Origin of the sequence: Sodalis sp. RH14, assembly GCF_047324285.1 — a bacterium.
In the GTDB taxonomy this organism is placed as follows: Bacteria; Pseudomonadota; Gammaproteobacteria; order Enterobacterales; family Enterobacteriaceae; genus Acerihabitans.
Map to the genome: position 1 here is coordinate 4,862,737 of NZ_CP178739.1, position 18,110 is coordinate 4,880,846.

Annotated in this window: 12 protein-coding genes; 6 read left to right on the forward strand and 6 right to left on the reverse strand. The window is 59.1% G+C overall.

Annotation, left to right across the window (positions count from 1 at the left end; genetic code table 11):
• Position 1: 1 nt before the first annotated feature.
• From ACL2XQ_RS22155 to ACL2XQ_RS22175, 5 genes are all read right to left on the reverse strand, one after another.
• The gene (locus ACL2XQ_RS22155) at positions 2 to 5,161 is read right to left on the reverse strand and encodes an MBG domain-containing protein (protein WP_413739714.1); all 5,160 of its coding nucleotides are present in this window, start codon (positions 5,159 to 5,161) and stop codon (positions 2 to 4) included.
• Between the two features lie 352 nt (positions 5,162 to 5,513).
• The gene (locus tag ACL2XQ_RS22160) at positions 5,514 to 5,912 is read right to left on the reverse strand and encodes a nuclear transport factor 2 family protein (RefSeq protein WP_413739715.1); all 399 of its coding nucleotides are present in this window, start codon (positions 5,910 to 5,912) and stop codon (positions 5,514 to 5,516) included.
• Positions 5,909 to 6,766 carry an alpha/beta fold hydrolase gene (locus tag ACL2XQ_RS22165; protein WP_413721439.1) on the reverse strand — a complete coding sequence of 286 codons (858 nt, stop codon included), beginning with the start codon at positions 6,764 to 6,766 and terminating at the stop codon, positions 5,909 to 5,911. The genes ACL2XQ_RS22160 and ACL2XQ_RS22165 overlap by 4 nt, the downstream gene beginning before the upstream one ends.
• A 4-nt stretch (positions 6,767 to 6,770) precedes the next feature.
• Entirely contained in the window at positions 6,771 to 8,036 is a 1,266-nt protein-coding gene (locus tag ACL2XQ_RS22170) for a cytochrome P450 (protein ID WP_410013541.1), read from the reverse strand.
• A 633-nt stretch (positions 8,037 to 8,669) separates the two neighbouring features.
• Positions 8,670 to 9,005 carry an EthD domain-containing protein gene (locus ACL2XQ_RS22175; protein ID WP_410013540.1) on the reverse strand — a complete coding sequence of 112 codons (336 nt, stop codon included), beginning with the start codon at positions 9,003 to 9,005 and terminating at the stop codon, positions 8,670 to 8,672.
• 108 nt (positions 9,006 to 9,113) lie between these two features.
• Between ACL2XQ_RS22175 and ACL2XQ_RS22180 the strand changes: the two genes are divergently transcribed.
• A complete protein-coding gene (locus tag ACL2XQ_RS22180; RefSeq protein WP_413739716.1) occupies positions 9,114 to 10,043 on the forward strand; it encodes an AraC family transcriptional regulator in 930 nt (309 codons plus the stop codon).
• A 249-nt stretch (positions 10,044 to 10,292) separates the two neighbouring features.
• Here the strand turns inward: ACL2XQ_RS22180 and allB are convergent, their stop codons facing one another.
• Positions 10,293 to 11,864 carry an allantoinase AllB gene (gene allB, locus ACL2XQ_RS22185; protein ID WP_413739717.1) on the reverse strand — a complete coding sequence of 524 codons (1,572 nt, stop codon included), beginning with the start codon at positions 11,862 to 11,864 and terminating at the stop codon, positions 10,293 to 10,295.
• Between the two features lie 386 nt (positions 11,865 to 12,250).
• Here allB and ACL2XQ_RS22190 point away from each other — a divergent pair, with 386 nt between their 5' ends.
• The 5 genes from ACL2XQ_RS22190 (at position 12,251) to ACL2XQ_RS22210 (ending at position 18,046) form a co-directional block, all read left to right on the forward strand.
• Positions 12,251 to 13,186, forward strand: coding sequence for a LysR family transcriptional regulator (locus ACL2XQ_RS22190; protein WP_410013537.1), 936 nt, complete (start codon positions 12,251 to 12,253; stop codon positions 13,184 to 13,186).
• 121 nt (positions 13,187 to 13,307) lie between these two features.
• Positions 13,308 to 15,428: an FUSC family protein gene (locus ACL2XQ_RS22195; RefSeq protein WP_413739718.1), complete on the forward strand. Its 2,121-nt coding sequence runs from the start codon at positions 13,308 to 13,310 to the stop codon at positions 15,426 to 15,428.
• Complete coding sequence (locus tag ACL2XQ_RS22200; RefSeq protein WP_410013535.1) at positions 15,418 to 15,612, forward strand: DUF1656 domain-containing protein; 195 nt, start codon at positions 15,418 to 15,420, stop codon at positions 15,610 to 15,612. Before ACL2XQ_RS22195 ends, ACL2XQ_RS22200 begins: the two co-directional genes overlap by 11 nt.
• Complete coding sequence (locus tag ACL2XQ_RS22205; protein ID WP_410013534.1) at positions 15,605 to 16,546, forward strand: biotin/lipoyl-binding protein; 942 nt, start codon at positions 15,605 to 15,607, stop codon at positions 16,544 to 16,546. Before ACL2XQ_RS22200 ends, ACL2XQ_RS22205 begins: the two co-directional genes overlap by 8 nt.
• Before the next feature lie 9 nt (positions 16,547 to 16,555).
• Positions 16,556 to 18,046: an efflux transporter outer membrane subunit gene (locus ACL2XQ_RS22210; protein WP_413739719.1), complete on the forward strand. Its 1,491-nt coding sequence runs from the start codon at positions 16,556 to 16,558 to the stop codon at positions 18,044 to 18,046.
• Positions 18,047 to 18,110: the final 64 nt, after the last annotated feature.

The following is an 18,110-nucleotide window of genomic DNA, read 5'->3' on the forward strand; positions in this document are numbered from 1 at the left end:
ATCAAAGTCCTTCTGGAAGGCGCAAGCCTTGCTCAATTACGCTATAGAGGTTGTCGGACGGCAGTTGCACCGCCAGAGGCGTGGTGGGGGTCGGCAATTTACGCAGAGGCTTGGTGGTCGCCGCCGCTACGTTTTCGGGGGCGCTGAGCAATTGGAGTAGCACCTCCAGAGACGTAGGGGGTGACGGCAATTCGTGCAGCGGCGTGGTGGGCACCGCCGCTACGTTTTCGGGGGGGCTGGGTAATGGGTTTAGCGGCGTTACACCGATATTGAACACACCGTCAGTGAACGCGATGGCGTAATTGCTGTTGTTCAGCGTGCCTTGTTCAATCCTGTATTGACCGACGGTTTCGCCCGCACTGCGCGTCAGATTGCCGTTGAGGTGGTCACCGTTAACCAGATTGCCATTGGTGGTCCACGTCAGTGCCGGATCGCTGGCGTTGACGATTTTGCCAAGGTTGTTGGCGGTCACGGCCAGGGCGCGGGGATCGACGGTCCATTGGCCATCGGATGTTTGGGTCACGGTGTAGTTGCCATTGGCGAGGACCCCCTGCACGCTCAACACATAGGTGCCGACGTGGGTGGTGTCGCTAATGCCTGTGCTGCTCAAGCCGCTCAGTACCGATGCACTTTGGCCGTTGACCAGGCCGCTGGCGCTTAGGGTCGGCTGGACATGAGGCGCGCCGTACGTTGAGCTGCCACTGTTGACCGCCACGGTGATGTTTCTGGGATTGACTGTCCAGTTGCCATTGCTGCGCTGATCGATCACGTAATTACCGTTGCTCAGCGTACCGACCACATGCAGCACATTGCTGCCTGCGTTATCGGCGCTGGTGATGGCGAAATCGTTGCTCAGACCCAGTCCGCTTTCGAGATCACCGTTGACCAGGCCCGTGACGCTGATGCCCGGTTTATCCGCGGTGACATCGCCGTACGTTGAGCTGCCGCTGTTGGCCGCCACGGTGATGTGTCTGGCATTGACTGTCCAGTTGCCATTGATGCGTTGATCGATCACGTAGTTACCGTTGCTCAGCGTACCGACCACATGCAGCACATTGCTGCCTGCGTTATCGGCGCTGGTGATGGCGAAATCGTTGCTCAGACCCAGTCCGCTATCAAGATCACCGTTGACCAGGCCCGTGACCCCGATGCCCGGTTTATCCGGGGTGACATCGCCGTACGTTGAGCTGCCGCTGTTGGCCGCCACGGTGATGTGTCTGGCATTGACGATCACGTTTCCGGTGTTCGCGAGTGCGACCAGGTAACCACCCAAACCGCTTAACGTATTTTGGATTTCCTGGATGGCGTAACTGCCCACATTCGCGGTAGCCGCCGTTCCCATCGAAGACATCGCTAACGTGCCGGCCACCACGTTAGCCAAGGTATCGGCGGCGAATGCTCCAGCGACACCGGCACTCACGCCAGAGGTGGTATACGCGGAGCTGACGTCTGCCTGGTCGCCGTAGGTCTTGCTGACGTTTGCCACGGTGTAGGTGACCGTCGGTTGATAGCGGAACACGTACCGGTTGCCGATTACGGCGCTTGCTGGAAGGGTATTTATGTTGGCATTCCAGATAGCCGTATTGTTGCTGTTTAGCCCGGCAAACGTATCGGTGGTTGGGGTATTGGAATAAATCACCCAGTGGTGTCCGGCGACGGCCGAGGCGGTAACGGCGTTACTGCCGGCGTTGTTGATAAAGGCCCCCGGGGTGGACAACACCACATCTGACCCGCTGACATGCCCGCCCTGTGCGATGGTCAAATCACCTGCGACGCTCAGGGTGCTGCTGCCGACAGCGCTCAGGGATTGGTCAACAATGAAACTCCCGGCCTGGGTGAGTTGCACATCATCGGTGGCGTTCAGGCCACCGCCATCGAGGGTAAACAGCTTGTTGGCGCTGTCTACGCCGCCGCTGGCCGCGTTCAAATCCGTCAGCAGCGAGGACAGTGAGTTTTCATCGCCAATGAGTACCAGCGTGTTAGCCGTCAGATTGATGTTACTGGTCGTATCCGTAACACCCTGAGTGAAGGTATTAGCCAGATTGCCGCCGCTTTGCGCGTAGGTGAACACATTCGTGTTCGCCAAGGCGCCGGGCGCGAGCAGACTGTAATAGTAACCATCGGCGCCGATGGACGAGGTACCGGCCACCGCGCCGTTAATCACGGTGGCGACTTGGCCAGCCGCATCGCTGTTTTGAGCAAAGCCGGAAATGGCTTGCGGTGTGCCGTGCGGATAGTGGGACGTCAAATAGGGGTAAAGACCGCTGGCGGTGGCCCAAACGGTATTATCGAAATCAGAAGGTAATACGCCCTGTAATTGTGCGGTGGTTAACCCGGTGACACCGGAAGCGACACCGCCGCCAATCCCAACAGCATTGCCGCTGGTCACGCTATTCCAGTAAACGTGGGTAACCGTACCAGCGGCTTGATTGTAGCCAATGGCGCCGCCAACGTTAATGCCCGCCGTCCCCCGCACTTGGCCGGTGGAATAACTGGAGGAAACAGCACTGTCGTTATAGCCTGCGACCCCGCCCACAATATTATCAGCTTGGACATTGCCGAAATTGTAGCTATTTGTGAGCGAACTGGACGTATCGTTAAGGCCAACAACACCGCCGACAAAACTGTCGCCCGATATGTTGCCCGTATTGTAGCTGTTGGAAATCGTACCCTGGTAGCTGTTGCCGGCTACCCCGCCAACACGCGTGTTGCCCGATACGGTCCCGGTGCTATAGCTGTTGGTGATGGTGGCGCTTTCGTTAGCGCCCACTACCCCGCCAACGTAGTCACCCGTACCGCCATTGACGTTGCTGGAACTGTGACTGTTTGTCACCAGGGCACTGCCGTTATAGCCGGTTATTCCGCCTGTCCAGCGGGTGCCCGTCACAGTGCCCATGCTGTAGCTGTTTGCAATCGTCGAGCGATATCCATTCAAGCCGGCGATTCCCCCGATCATAATGCCGGAGGATGACGTTGACACCGTGCCGCTGAAATAGCTGTTTAATATAGAGGAGAAACTATCGTTCATCGAGACGATACCGCCGACGTAAGATCCGCCGCTGATAGCGCCATTCACTAAACCCAGGTCCCGGACCGTTGACCCCTGATTGTAGCCAAACAGCCCCGTGTAATTTGCGTACGGAGCCGTGATGGTCAAGTTCGATAGCGTATGGCCCAAGCCTTCGAAGGTGCCGGAGAAGGGTGAATCATCATCATCAGCATAGCTCCCCACAATGGCGTTCGTATAGGTGACGCCACTCGCGTCCTGATTACGCGCCATGGCGTAATGGCCGGCTAATCCGCCCGCCGCAGTTTGGTTTGTAATTGCGCTGGACGAAGCTGGATCCCCGTCGATTCCGTCGATGTCGGCCATGCTGTAAACCAGCGTGTAAGCCGAACCGTTGATGTTCAACCGCTGCCCGCTGCCTTGCGGTGCCGTGAAACTGGCCGAGACGCCATCGGCGAAACTGAGATCGCCGCTGCCGCTGCTGGCGCCGTTCCTGTTGTTATTCGTCACCAGTACCAAGCCGCCTGCACCGGTGACGGAGACGTTGGCATTGATGGCAATGGAGTGGAACGAGTCCAGCGTTAGGGTATTTGGCGAACTCCAGCTCAAGGCGGAATTAACGGAAATATCACCGGGGCCGGTTGCCGTGGAGGCCGCAGATCCACCGGTCGTGGAGGCGGTGGTGCCGGTGGTTTGCAGGGTGACGTCGGTGTTCAAGAGCGCGGCGTTGATTGTGGCCGCTGAAACGTCATCAACGATCAGGTCTTCAGGATCCACCAGCCAATCACCCGTTTTGCCTTTCGTCGCCGAGGTGCTCACCTGGATGCCAGTGAAGTCAACGCTGTGGCCGGAGGTTTCTACAGACCCGCCGTCACCGCTGTGCGTACCGCCCCTGGCCGAAAAATTGCCCCTGGCCACGGTCGTTCCGTCGGACCAAACGACAATGTCGCCGCCTTTTCCCGTGGTCCCGGCGTCAGCCTTGAGGCTGCTGCCGGCATCCACGCTGGTACCTTGTGCGTGAGCCAGGGTGCCTTTGCCTTGAGCTTCGCCGCCGATCTTGATGCCGCCGCCACCGCTGGCGCCCGAGGCATTCAGGGTGGCGGACGCGAGCGCAATGTTCTGGCCGGTGATTTGAATCGCGCCGCCCGTGCCTTGGGTTGCCGAGACATCTAAGGTGCCGGCGATGTGCGCCAGGCCGCTGTCACCGCCGCCGAGGGAGATCTTGCCGTTCTTGTTCTGCAAGCCCCGCGCTTCAATCACACCAGTGTTGTTGACCACCGTCCTGAGCAGCGCATTGCTGGCCGCCGCGGTCATAATGACCTGGCCACCGTCGGCTTGAATCAACTGGCGGTTTTCCGCCAACGCATTCTTGGCCGCTTCATCGACCTGGACATTAAGCAAGCCATCGCCAGCGAAGTCCAACGTCACCGCCTTGCCGGCGGCCAATGCTACGGTACCCAGTTTCGCAACAATCACGCCCTGGTTGCTGACGGTGCCGCCGAGTAACGCCACGGCACCACCGTCGGCTGCGGTAATGGTGCCCTGGTTGACGACGCTGGCGTTGCCGCCATCACCCTTTAGCGCGTATTTGCCGTTGGCGAAATCCCGGTTCGAGAGAGTGAGTGTCGAAGCCACCAACCCGCCGACACTGACGGAGGCACCCTGACCAAACAGCACGCCATTGGGGTTGATCAAGAACACCCGGCCATTAGCGTTAAGTTGGCCCATGATCTTCGAACCGTCAGCACCGATCACCCGATTCAGGGCGATCGAATCAGCGCCGGGCTGAACAAAGGTCACTTTGTTGTCTTTGCCAATATCAAAACTCTGCCAATCCATCGCCATTTTTTGGCTGGACTGGTTGATCGTCAGTTGATGATTGGCCGCCGTGCCAATCTGGCCGCTGCCGAGAACGACATGACCGCCAGTGGGCAAATCTGCGGCCATGCTGACAACAGGCATGCAGAAAATACTGCATGAGATCAGGGCAATGGCAAACGGTAGCGGCTTGAGCGCTCCGTTACATGGGGTTGAATGATCATCGACCTGAATCGCACCGACTTCACTGCGTTTGCCACGGCGAGTGGCAAGCTCACTGACGACCACAAAGGCATTACAGCTGTGGTTCCAGATCACGCTGAAGATGCGATTCATAGGTACTCCTTGCTTAAGCGGGTAGAAATGCATGCTGACTAAGCTGTATTAGCGCCAGAGGGCGCGCTATCGTTGACGCACATTGGAAGGGCAGACGCCGGTTGCGCCTGCATCACAACCAACGGCAGGGATGGGGAGAATCTTTATCAATAAAAACGTTTAATTACGTGGATAAGATTATTTTTGCGAGTTGCGTCGAAGAAGGAGAAATCAGGCGGCCAAAACCCCTTGCAAATTGAACCGTTCGGGGATGCCGGGCGTTAACCCGCCAATTTTCTCTGTCGGCAACCTAAATACCGATGGCGCAACCGTTGCCGGCTGACTTGCGGTATAACTACACAGCCGGACCGCGCTACACCACCTGGTGCAGAGGGTCCGAGTGGTGGTGGAAAATCCGCCATTGCTCTTCTTCCCGGCGAAACAGAACCGTGACGCGCCGGCATCTTACCGTCGCATCTCTCATGTTGATTACGCGTTCCCGCAAAATGACATAGCCGAGCATCCCGTCGTTAACGGCTGCGATGGGTTCCTCCTGATAGTCGGGCTGCCATCCCCGGTAGTTGGCGGCTGCACGGATTATCGCCGCGCAGACCGCATCGTACCCCGTGTAGAGGCCGCCGTAGGCACCCATCATGGTGACGTCCGGCGCACGGGACCACAGTTGTTGATAGGGCGTATGCTCGCCGACAAGAAGACGTCCGACGGCGGCATGCAGCTCTCCCAGGATGTCCTCCCATGATGGTGGCTTCATGGCAGTAGTCCGATGGTCTTGCGAACGAACGGCTCGACTGCGGCGCGCCAAGCCTTGGGATTGTCGAAGTGCAGTACATGTCCTGCGTCCGGCACCAATACAAACTCACCTGCCGGGAGCACATCCGCCATGCGGCGTGAACCCTCGGCGGGGAAATAACTGTGCTCCCCCGCGACCACCAGCGCCGGGCAGTGAACCTGGCTCAGCTCGGAGGTATGATCGCGGTTATTCCAGTGTGCCCTGCAGGCAAGAACATTGCGCGTACCCGCAAGGGGCCAATAACCATCCCGCCGCTCAGCGAACACCTCGACAAAATAGTCTCCTTCAGCCGGGTGCACTCGTTCGGAATGCGCGCCGATCATGTATTGACCAAAATAGTCCCCGCCGAAATAGGCGTGGATAGCGGCAATACTGTCGAATGGGACCGGCCACTCATCCAGCCATGCCTGCCAGCGTGCCTGGACATCGGGCACCACGGCGGCCATATCGCCGATAACCACGGACCGGACCAGTTCAGGATGCTTGCCCGCGAGTTGCCACGCGGTGAGCGCGCCCATGGAATGACCGATGACCACGGCAGGCGCGAGGCCATACGCATTAATCACCGCGGCGGCGTCCTCGACATGCGCGTTGCGGTCGTAGGGCCCTTCGGGCGCGTCGCTTAAGCCGTGGCCGCGGGCATCGTATCCGATCACTTTTCCATGTTCGGTCAGCCACTGCGCCGTTGTTGACCAGGTCGTTGCCCGGCCCATCATGCCGTGGATAAGGAGAATCCCTCCGCCCTGCCCGCCGAAGTCGATTGCGGCCAGTTGAGTGCCGGCAAATCCGGCAATGTTGCTGCGCTTCCAGCTCATAGGCTTATCCTCTTTTTCCGGTGTTGATCATCAGCGATGTGGGGCCATGGAATCCCAGGTTCGTATTCCAGACGGGTTCGGTTTGCTGACTCACGTCGAAGGAAGGGTAGCGCGTGAGCAGTAGAGAAAGCGCGATTTGCGTCTGTTGGCGCACCAGCGTCGCGCCGATGCAGGCATGCGGGCCGGTGCCAAAGGAAAGATGCCGGTTGGGGGTGCGGCGTAAATCAAGGGTTTCAGGGTGATCAAAAACCGCCGGATCCCGGTTCGCGGAACCGACATAGGGCAGCACCAGTTGCCCCTCCTCGATGCGGTAACCCTTGTAGGTGAATGTCGTGGCCGCCCTGCGGCCAATGTACTGCACGGGCGTACCGTATCGAAGGAACTCCTCTATCGCCAGCGGCAATTGTTCCAGATCCGCCGCCAGCGCGCGCCGTTGGGCCGGATGCTGGTGCAGCGCCCAGACGGCATTGCCAATCAGATACCTTGTGGGCTCCAGCCCTGCGAACATCAGCAGCATGCACTGCGCGGTCGCTGATTCGATATCGAACTGGAATCCCTTGCCGCTATCGCTCATTAAACGGTTAAGTATCAGATCGTCGCGGCGGGATGTTATCGCGTCACCAGCAAGCGCGCGTAAATAACGCCCGAATGCGTGGAGACTTTTCTGGCCGCGTTGTACCTCTTCCACACTCAGATCGCTTGCGCCAAACAGGTACGCGATATCATCGGACCAACTCGCCAGTTGCTCATGATCACCGTCAGCCCCGCCCAGCAGCCGCGTGATCACTATTGCGGGTAACGGACGGGCAAAATCGGCAATCAGATCGACACGGTCCCGCTCCCGCCATGCCGCCATGAGATCCCCGGCAACATTGCGGATAACGCTGGACAAGGAACCTTTGCTGAGCAACGTTGGACACGACCAGTCCAGCCGTTGTCGACGCTGCGCATGGTCATGTCCATCAAAGAAGGCTAACCACTTGCTGAGAACGGGAATCATGTCGGCAAACTGTGCTCGATCTTCGTCGGGCAACGCCAATAACGGCAAGGCGGACCGATCATTGGTCAGTCTCGGATCCGTTAACAGCGCCTTGACGTCAGCGTAGCTGAACAGCAGCCACGATCCGCCATACATCGTCGAATAGTGAATGGGCTCTTCCCGCCGAATTTTGTCGTAGTACGGATAGGGGTCCGCCAACAGCTGTGGGTTACTTAATGAGAAGTCTTTTATTTTGAATGGGTCAGTAGCACCTGAGCGATGTAATTCCATTATTAGCACCTCGTAAATAAGGCATAGACTCCTGCGAACCGTAAAGCGGCACTCCGGCGAAAATATGTTAAAAAATAGCGCCAAGGAACTTATTACATTCACTACAGATTACGTCTTCTGATTAAATTAACTCTTGTGCTAATAAAGCAAGAACACGCATGGGCCAAAATCGCCCTTATAAACCTGACTTAAATGACAAGGCCCTTCGATTTAGCTAATGGATGATAATACTTATTAACCTATTTTAATTTCGTTAGAATATTTTTATTATATATGAATTTATATATTAAATTTCTTTAAGTTTATTTATAATAAATAAAAAAGCTTCCCAACCCTCAATATCAAGACTGAAATATTCAGAATTCATTTATCTGTAAATAATATGTATACCTCTAGACAATTACCAATGAAAAAATAAGGTAATGCGATCCTCTTCAAATTTTATAAACTATTCTCTTTTAAACATAGCGTTAGCCAAGTCCCTGCTGCATTACCGGTTCGGTATGCAACCTAGAAGCCCCTCGACACAGCAGACTGAGCCGTTGGCCTCCAGAACGATCCGCTCAAACGCCGGTTTGCGAGAGCGGTGAGCATGGATAACAGTCTGCGCTAGAGGCCCGCTTATCGCATCGGTTAGCTTATCACCGTGATTTCTTCGGTGATGATTCTCTCGACCGAAGTCAGATCAATGAAATTCTCATGATCAGGATCTACTTTATGCAGGAAATTTTCTGAAGAGAAAAGGCCATTCAGCTCGGCCATTGTATTAAACCAGGCCTCTACCACCGCATCATAGCGCGGCTCAGGATAATTAGGCGCTGGCACAGGATAAGACACGACAAATTTCCGGATGTATTTCGCTTCAGGAATGGCCAGCAGCAGAGGTGCGTGCACCTCGCGGCGGTAGTCCATGAAGTCCTGGTGGCTCATGCCGGCCCGACGTCTGAACAGCAGAATAATTTTTATCATCTCATTTTACCTTTTGACAGATTAAGCACGAATTGCCTGACAGATGATAGGTAAGGCGACTGGGATGATCTATGCTTAAAAATCCCTATTACTTTGTTGATCGTCCAGATGAAGAGTGACCCTCTCTCCGATATTTTATCACTGCTAAAGCCTGACACTTGGGTGGCAGGCGGTCTGCATTTAGGTGGTGACTGGTCTGTCAGTTTTGACGCGCATAGCGGCATCAAATGTTATGCCATCGTATCCGGTACCGCATGGTTAGCCATAGAAGGCGACGAAGCCCCGTTACTGCTGGAGGCCGGGGATTGCGTTCTGTTACCCAACGGCAGACGCTTTGTCTTGGCACGGGATCTGGCCTTTCCCCCGCTGGCGTTTAGCGCTATGCCGACAGAGGAGTGGGTGGGTGGCATTGCGACGGTCAATGGCGGTGGCGATACGATGATGCTGGCGGGGCATTTTGCCTTCACCGGCAGCCATATCGATTTGCTGCTTGGTACCATGCCCGCGATTATTCGTCTGCGGGACGACAGCGATAAGGTCGGCCTGCGGTGGGCGCTGGAAAGACTGCGGCTGGAATTAAGTGCAATCCAGCCGGGCGGGGTTCTGGTGGCAAAGCATCTGGCCCACCTGATGTTAATACAGGCGTTGAGAATTTACCTCTCCACAGAAGCGGGCCGTGGCGTAGGGTGGTTATTCGCGCTGGCCGACCCCCAGTTGGCGGCGTCGATAAATGCGATTCATGCTCATCCGGGCGCACGCTGGACACTGCCGGCCCTGGCGAAAATAGCCGGTATGTCGCGGTCTAAATTTGCGCAGACGTTCAGGGCGAAGACCGGCCACTCGCCCATTATGTATCTGACCCGCTGGCGGATGCTGATTGCCTGCCGGCGTTTGACCCAGGGCGTCGACCCGGTCGCTGTCATTGCCCGGTCATTAGGCTATGAGTCAGAAAGCGCATTCAGTACCGCATTCCGGCGTTCAACCGGCTATTCACCTCGCAACTACGCCAGACAACAATATCAGGCTGTACAAGCGTGACAAAGGGGGATGATGACAGGCCACGCCGCTTGCCCGGACCAGGACACAACACCTCAGTCAGGACAACCCGTATCGCCTGTCGCACGGTGAGCACGGGATTGTCCGGGACATATCCGCGGACGGCATGCCCGTGCGTCCGGCGCGCGCGTCAACCCGTTGCCGCCTGGTGGGGATTAATGCGCGCCGGCAATGGATAACGGATTACCACCGCCGTTTTGCCCCTTGCGCTGATAGCCGGGCTTCACCTGGTCACACTTTGATATATCGGCCTGGGAATGAGCCGGTTAGGCCATCTTCCAGACTGTAAACCGTTTCGCCCCGTAACAGGGTCCGGACAATCCGGGCGCCGATTGTCCGGCCGACATAAGCGCTGATTTTATTCCTGTACTCAAGCTCCTCCGCTTTAAGGGTATAGGGCGAGTTCGGCTTGATAAAGGCAAAGTCGGCATCCTTACCAATCGCAATGCTGCCTTTGGTATGCAAAGCAAAGCGGTCGGCAGGATTGGTGGCGATGAGTCTGGCAAATTGCGTCAATGGCATCCCCCGTTTTTGTACGCTTTCATCAAAAAAAATATCAACGTCATTTTGTACTCCGGCAATGCCGCCCCAGGCGTCAAACGCGTTGTTTCTGTTTTTCAGTTTTGCCGGACAAGGTGAATGATCAGAAGTGATAAAGTTTATATTGCCGGCCAGCACATGCCGCCATAAGCCATCCTGTGCCCTTTGGTCGCGAATAGGCGGCGAGCATTTTGCCAACGGGCCGATATCGTCCAACTCATCAGTCACAAAATACAAATATTGATTACAGGTTTCGCAAGTAATATTAACCCCTTCCCCGCGCGCTTTCACCACCTCGTCCACGGCTTCAGGACTTGATACATGGCAAAAATTAATGGGACAACCGGTCATCTTCGCAAACAAAACCGCACGCCGGATGGCTTCAACTTCCGCGAAAACCGGACGCGTGGCCACATAGGATGTTAACGATCCCTCGCCTTTTTTATAGGCAATTTTCGCTAGACGGTCTGTAATGGCGGCGTTCTCAGCATGAATCATCAAAACCTTGCCGGTTTTGGCTATTTGCCGCATGCCTTCATAAAGGGAATAATCATCAACATTCAGAAAATCACCTTTAATGGAAGGATCGCCGCACGTTGCCATAAAGCATTTATATCCAACCACTCCAGAGTCGCTCTGCTCTTGGATTCCATTATTCTCTAAATTATAAGGAACCAAGCCACCATGAGACGCGACATCAATGACTAATTTCCCTTCTCCGGCAGCATATTTAATTTCCAGTGTTTTTTTATCGACGGTGGCCGGCAATTGGTTCAGCGGCATTTCGATGATCGTGGTAACACCGCCTTTGGCGCAGGCCCTGGTTCCGGTAACATACCCTTCCCAGTCGTTGCGAATGCCGCCCCCCGGTTCATTTATATGAACGTGCGCATCCACCATTCCCGGGCTTACCACCAGACCCTTTGCGTCAATCACGTGTTCAGCCCCTTTTAATGCCGAGCCGATGGCGGCAATTTTACCGTTTTTAATGGCGATGTCGGCAGGCACTTCGCCCTGTTCTAAAATAACTAAGCCATTAGCAATGATCACATCGTAATCACGCACTGCTGCCTGACGGGCAGGCAAGGCGGCGCGACTCTTTACCTCACCGGCGGTTACGGAATTGGGTGCTGTTCCCAACACCCCTATTGCCGCTATACCGGTAATTTCTTTTAAGAGATTTCTTCTATTTTCGGAAAACAAAGCGTCATTTTCCTGATTTTTTTCTTTCGCCTCCGTGCGCTTTCCTAACTTCGCTTTCATCCTTTATTTCCTTATTTTCCATTTTCATAAAAAATAGCGTCATTAACCCTATTGCGCTATCTGGCTTTTATTGAGCAGCAGCCATAATGATGTTATTTCTTGTAATAGTGATAAGCGTTCAGAACGGCCAGGCTACTCAGTAGGTTCTATTAATCTGATAGGACTCAGTCAGCATAGCGGCAGTGTCGCCATAAACCAAAATATTAAGCCAGGCACGCGGGAATTGTGTTTTTAAACTATTCGACGCGATCGACGCCCGGTAAACAGGGCCGGGCTAAACGGAAGTGTTCATTTTTTTGCCCCTCCGCCGGGTAAACATTCTCCCGTACTTCTCACGGCATGGGTATAGCGTTAAGATTCTGTTTCACGCAATGGATGAGAGATGGATGATGAAGCTCCCCGACCTGAACCTGCTGGTCGCACTGGACGCCCTGCTGGAGGAAGGCAGCGTGGTGGGCGCCGCCCGGCGCATGAACCTGAGCCCGCCGGCGATGAGCCGTACCCTGGGCCGCATCCGGGAAACGCTGGGCGACCCGGTGTTCGTGCAGGCCGGCCGCAAACTGGTGCCGACCCCGAGGGCGCTGGCCATGCGCGAGCAGGTCAGGGCGGCGGTCGAGCAGGCGACACAGGTGCTGACGCCCAGCGCCGAGGTCGACCTGACAACCTTGGCGCGACGTTTCAACGTGCGCGCCACCGACGAGTTCGTCAGTATCCACTTGGGCCGTTTATTGGATGCGATGGCCACGAGTATGCCGCGCGCCATGCTGCGCTTCGCCCCGGAGGAAGACGATGTGGACGACGAGGCGCTGCGCAGCGGCCGCATCGATCTATTCATCAGCGGCTCGCGCAAGCTCGGGCCGGAGATCCGTGTGCAGTCGCTGTTCACCACCACCTATGTTGGTGTTGCCCGCGAGAATCATCCGATCTTCGATAACGACATGACGTTGCAGCAGTTCACCCGCTGGGAGCATATCAACGTTTCCCGGCGTGGGAAATCCGATGGTCCCATCGACGCTGTAATCGAGGCGCAGGACCTGCGCCGGCATGTCGCCCTGGTGGTGTCCTCACCCTACACCGCCTTATTCGCTTTGCAGGAATCCGACCTGCTGCTGCTGCTGCCCGCGCATCTCGCACACAGCGCCTTCGCCGCCGGGCTACACATCCGCCTCTTCGACCTGCCGGTCCCCCTGAAGACGGTGCTTCTCACCCAGGCATGGCATCCGCGTCTGCAGAGCGACCCTGCGCATCAGTGGTTGCGGCGCACTATCCGGCTCTTGTGCCGGGAGGATGCGTCGCCTGCCGCCAAGCCGGGAAAGGTATAGCGCGCTGGCGGCGATCGGTGCGTTGAACGCACTCGTTGATTCACTCAAAGTCACTTTCCGTAAGCAATACCGGACCCTAAAGTAATGCAAATCGTTGCTTTAGCTTTAGGAAATGTTCATCGTGCCTTCTGCGACATTACCACCGGCATCGTCTGTCGCCCCCCTTCCCATCATCACCCGGCTGTGCGGCTGGCTGGCCCGGATTGATCTGACCACTCCGCGCGCCACCTACGTCATGCGATCGACGCTTGCCGCCTGGCTGGCGCTGATAGTGGCCTATCTGCTCGAACTGCAGGCGCCGTATTCGGCCGCTTCCACCGTGCTGCTGGTCATCAATCCGATCCAGGGCGCGGTTATCGGCAAAGGCACCTGGCGCGTGCTCGGTACGCTGGCCGGCATGTTGGCCGCCATCGTGCTGATGAGTGCCTTCGGGCAGATGCCGTGGCTGTTTCTGCTGGGCTTTGGCCTGTGGCTGGGGCTGAGCGTGGCGGCAATGACGCTGCTGCGCCACTTTCGCGCGTACGGCGTCGTGGTTGCCGGCTACACCGTGGGTCTGGCGGCCTATGGCGCCCTTGAGCATCCGCTGCTGACGTTTGCTAATGTGATCAGCCGCGGTTCTTCGGTGATGGTGGGAGTGGTCTGCCTGGGGCTGGTATCGATGCTGTTCAGCGCCCGTGGCGTGCGCGGCAGACTCGACGCCCAGTTGCGGCGGCTGGCGGCGGCCATCGCCGATACCCTGGCGACGCAGCTTGGGGCGATCGGCAGCGGGAGCGACGCCGGCGCCGCCCAGGCCGCCTCGGCGAGACAACGCCTGATTGCCGAGGTCTATGGCGTGGACGACCTGCTGGCGCAGGGCAAGGCGGAATCGGCCGACCTGGCGCAGCGCGCCGTGACCGTGCGGCATGCGATGACGTCATTGTTCGCCGCGCTGGTCGGCGGCGTGCCGCCCCTGCCGGCGGACAGCGCCGGCGAGCGGACGCTGCGCGCCTTGCAACCGGCGCTGGAGCAGGCATGGCGCGAAGCGGGGCGCGCCGTGGCAGGCGGACCGCAGGGGGTGGAACCGGCGATACAAACGCTGCGCCGGGTACGCACGCACCTGGGCGCCACGCTTGCCGCGGCTTCAATCGCGGCGCCGGCCGGACAGGTGGCGCACCTTATCACCGGCGACCGGCTGGTGGAGCAGATCGACGACTATCTCGCGGCGCTGGAGGGCATCGCCACATTACATCACCCACGCCCACGTGGCCCGCAATCGCCGATTCCTTTCCACCGCGATACCACCGCGGCGATGGAGAACGGATGTCGTGCCATGCTGACCCTGGTGCTGGGCGGCGGGTTCTGGATCCTTACCGGATGGCCGCATGGCAGTATGATGCTGGCGGGGCTGGCGGCCAGCTGCGCGCTGCTGGCGACGGCCCCTAATCCCGCGGCCGGCGCGGTCGAATTCATCAAGGGCACCGTCGTGGCCGTGCCGGTGGCGTTCCTTTGCGCGTTCATCGTGCTGCCCTGCATCGATGGGCTGCCGCTGCTGCTGGTGGTATTGGCCCTGTTCTGGCTGCCGGGCATCTACGCGACGACGATTCCCCGCCACGGGCTGGCCGGCGTGGCCTATCTGGTCGGATTCAATACGCTGGCGGCCGCGGCCAATCCTATGCACTATGACCTTGCGTTGTTTCTAAACGGGTCGGTGGCGTGGATACTGGCAACGTTTTTCACGCTGCTGAGCTTTCGCCTGCTGCTGCCGCGCAATCTTGCCCGTGACCATGACCGGCTGCGCCGCCGTATCCGCGACGACGCGCTGGCCGTACTGCGCGGCACACGGGCGGATCGCCGCAATTGGCAATGGTATCAGCAGCACCGCATGGCGCAGCTCGGCACCGTATTCAAAACCCAGCCCGCCGCGCTGGATCACGCCATCGGCGAAGCGCTGGCCAGCCTGCATCTGGGCCGCGAGCTGCTGCGCTTGCGCGCATGGCTGCGGCTTGCGCCGACCCTGTCCCCATTGCGCCCGCCGGTCGCGGTCGCGCTGCAGCGGATGGCCCGCCGCGCTGATACTCCGGTCCTGGCCGCCCGGCATGCGCGCCGCGCCGCGCGGACCCTGATGTGGATGGGGGCCGGCGAACCGACCTTGACGGCGGACCGGCAGCGCCTGGCCGCGGCGTTTACCGATGTGGCGGCGCTGCTTGAGGGCCATGCCGCCTATTTCGCTACACTGCCGCGGAGCCGTGCCCATGTTCAGTGAAGTCGCCATCGCCGGCATCTACCTGCCGCCCTTTTTCATCTACGCCTGCATCGCGGTGCCGCTGTTCCTGGGCCTGCGCTCCCTGCTGGCACGCTGCGGCCTGCTGCGCCGGGTCTGGCATCCGGCGCTGTTTGAGTTCGCTATTTCCCTTTGTCTGGTTTCCATACTGATTCTTTATGTCTAACACTATGTCTACTGCCGCATTACTCGTAAAACCCGCCGCGAAAGCGGCCCTGACGCTGGCGGCGATCGTCGCGGCGGTGTTGCTGGTCGCCGCGCTTTGGCGCGCCTACGTGCTCGCACCCTGGACCCGCGACGGTCGCGTGAGCGCACAGGTGGTACGTATCGCCCCCGAAGTGTCCGGCACTGTCGCCGCCGTCGCCGTCGCCGATGACCAGTATGTGAAACGCGGCGACGTGCTGTATCGCATCGACCCCGAGCGTTTCCGGCTCGCCGTCGCGCAGGCCGAGGCGCAGCTGGCGGCGGCGACCGCAACGTCGCGCCAGAAGGCCCAGGATGCCAAACGGCGTCAGGGCATGGACGATCTGGTGCCCGGCGAGGACATCCAGCGGGCAAACCAGGCCGTTGCCATCGCCCAGGCGGAACAGCGCCACGCGCAGGTGGCCTTGGACGTGGCGCGATTAGACCTTGAGCGCGCAGCCCTGTACGCCCCGGTCGATGGCTACGTGACGCACCTGCGGCTGCGCCGGGGCGATTATGCCGTGGCCGGACAGCCGAACATCGCGTTGCTGGATGCGCACAGCTTCTGGATCACCGGCTATTTCGAGGAAACCAAGCTTTACGGCATCCATCCCGGCGCGCCGGCGCAGGTCCGGCTGATGGGATACGACGACCTGATCCAGGCGCATGTGTCCAGCATCGGACGCGGCATCACCGATACTAACGAGAAGGCCGACACCCAGGGTTTGCCAAGCGTCGAACCGAGTTTCAGCTGGGTTCGCCTGGCCCAGCGTATCCCGGTACGCGTCGAGATTGACCACGTGCCGCCGGGTATCGTCCTGGTAGCCGGCATGACCTGCAGTATTGACGTCGGCCAGCCGGGACACGCCCCGATTCACCAAGGGCGTTTGACGACGCTGTTGCATCGCTGGATGTAAGGAATGATTATGCGCACAGACATGCATCCCCGCGGATTCACCTTTCCGGTTCCCGTATGGGTACTGCTCCTGGCCACCGGCCTGTCGGGCTGCGCCACCGTCGGCCCCGACTATCATCCGCCGCGGATCGCGGTGCCGACACACTGGAGCGAGGCGCCGGGCGCCGTCGCAGCCGCCGACCAGGCGCGTTTGCAGACCTGGTGGCGCACATTTAACGATCCCATGCTCGATCGGCTGGTGGACAGGACGCTGGCCAACAACCAGGATCTGGGTATTGCCCAGGCACGATTGCAGCAAGCGCGCGCCGAGCGTATATCGCTCGCCGCCGGCCTGGGGCCAACCGTGTCGGCCGGCGGCTCTGGCGAAGCCTTGCGCTCCAGCAAGAGGCTGGACGATGGGACGCTGGGCGGCCAATCCGGTACCTGGCACGCCGGCTTCGATGCGAGCTGGGAACTGGACCTGTTCGGCGGCACCCGGCGCGCGGTGGAGTCCGCCGATGCGAACATCGATGCATTAGCCCATGACCAACACGCGTTGCAGGTGAGTTTACTCTCGGAGCTGGCGGCCGACTATGCCGGGCTGCGCAGCGCGCAGGCGCGCCTGGTCATCGCCCACGACAACATCCGCACCCTGCATGAGGGCGAGCACCTGGCCGAGCGGGCAATGCGGCAGGGCCTGGGAACCGCCACGGACGTTATGCAGGCACGCGCCGAGCGCGAGTCCGCCGAGGCGCAACCGCCTCTGCTGGAGGCAGACATCGCCCGCCTGAGCCATGCCATCGGCGTACTGGCCGGAGGCTTCCCCGGCGAATGGCGGGCCACGCTGGCCAAGCCTGCGCCCAGCCTGCCCATGGTACCGGCTTTGCCGCTGGCGTTACCCTCGGACGTTATCCGCCGGCGCCCCGACCTGCTGGCGGATGAACGCCGCCTGGCCGCTGCCACGGCGCAGATTGGCGTTGCCGAAGCAGCGCGTTTCCCGCATTTCAGCATTCCGTTAAGCATCGGTACCTCCGCCAGCCTGTTGCATGACCTGTTTTCCGGCGCCAGCCTGGCGTGGTCGGCCGGGGCGCAGGCAAGCCAGACGCTCTATGACGGTGGCCGCGCGCGGGCCGGCGTCACGGCGGCACAGGCCGGAATGCAGGCGGCGGGGCTGGCCTATGAGCGCGATGTGCGCCTTGCCCTGCGTGATGTAGAAGATGCCCTGACCGGGTTAAATAGCGAACGACTGCGCCAGGCGTCGCTGGCAGCGGCGGTTGGCGACAGCCAACGGGCGCTGGAGGGGGCGACCCGGCTTTATCGCCAAGGCTTGAGTGGCTATCTGCCGGTGCTTACCGCCCAGCGCGCGGCCAATCAAGCCCGCGACGCCCTGGCATTGAGCCAGGGGGACGAAGTGCGCAGCGCTATCGCGCTTTACAAGGCACTGGGCGCAGGGTGGCAGCGCCAAGCCATGGCCCTGGACAGCCCCGGCGCCGGCCAGCCCAACGCCGCTGCCGATGAATGAATGCACGGCTTTCAGGGTGTGACGCCAACCCGATAAGAAGACGACCGGGCGAGCCAGCAGAACG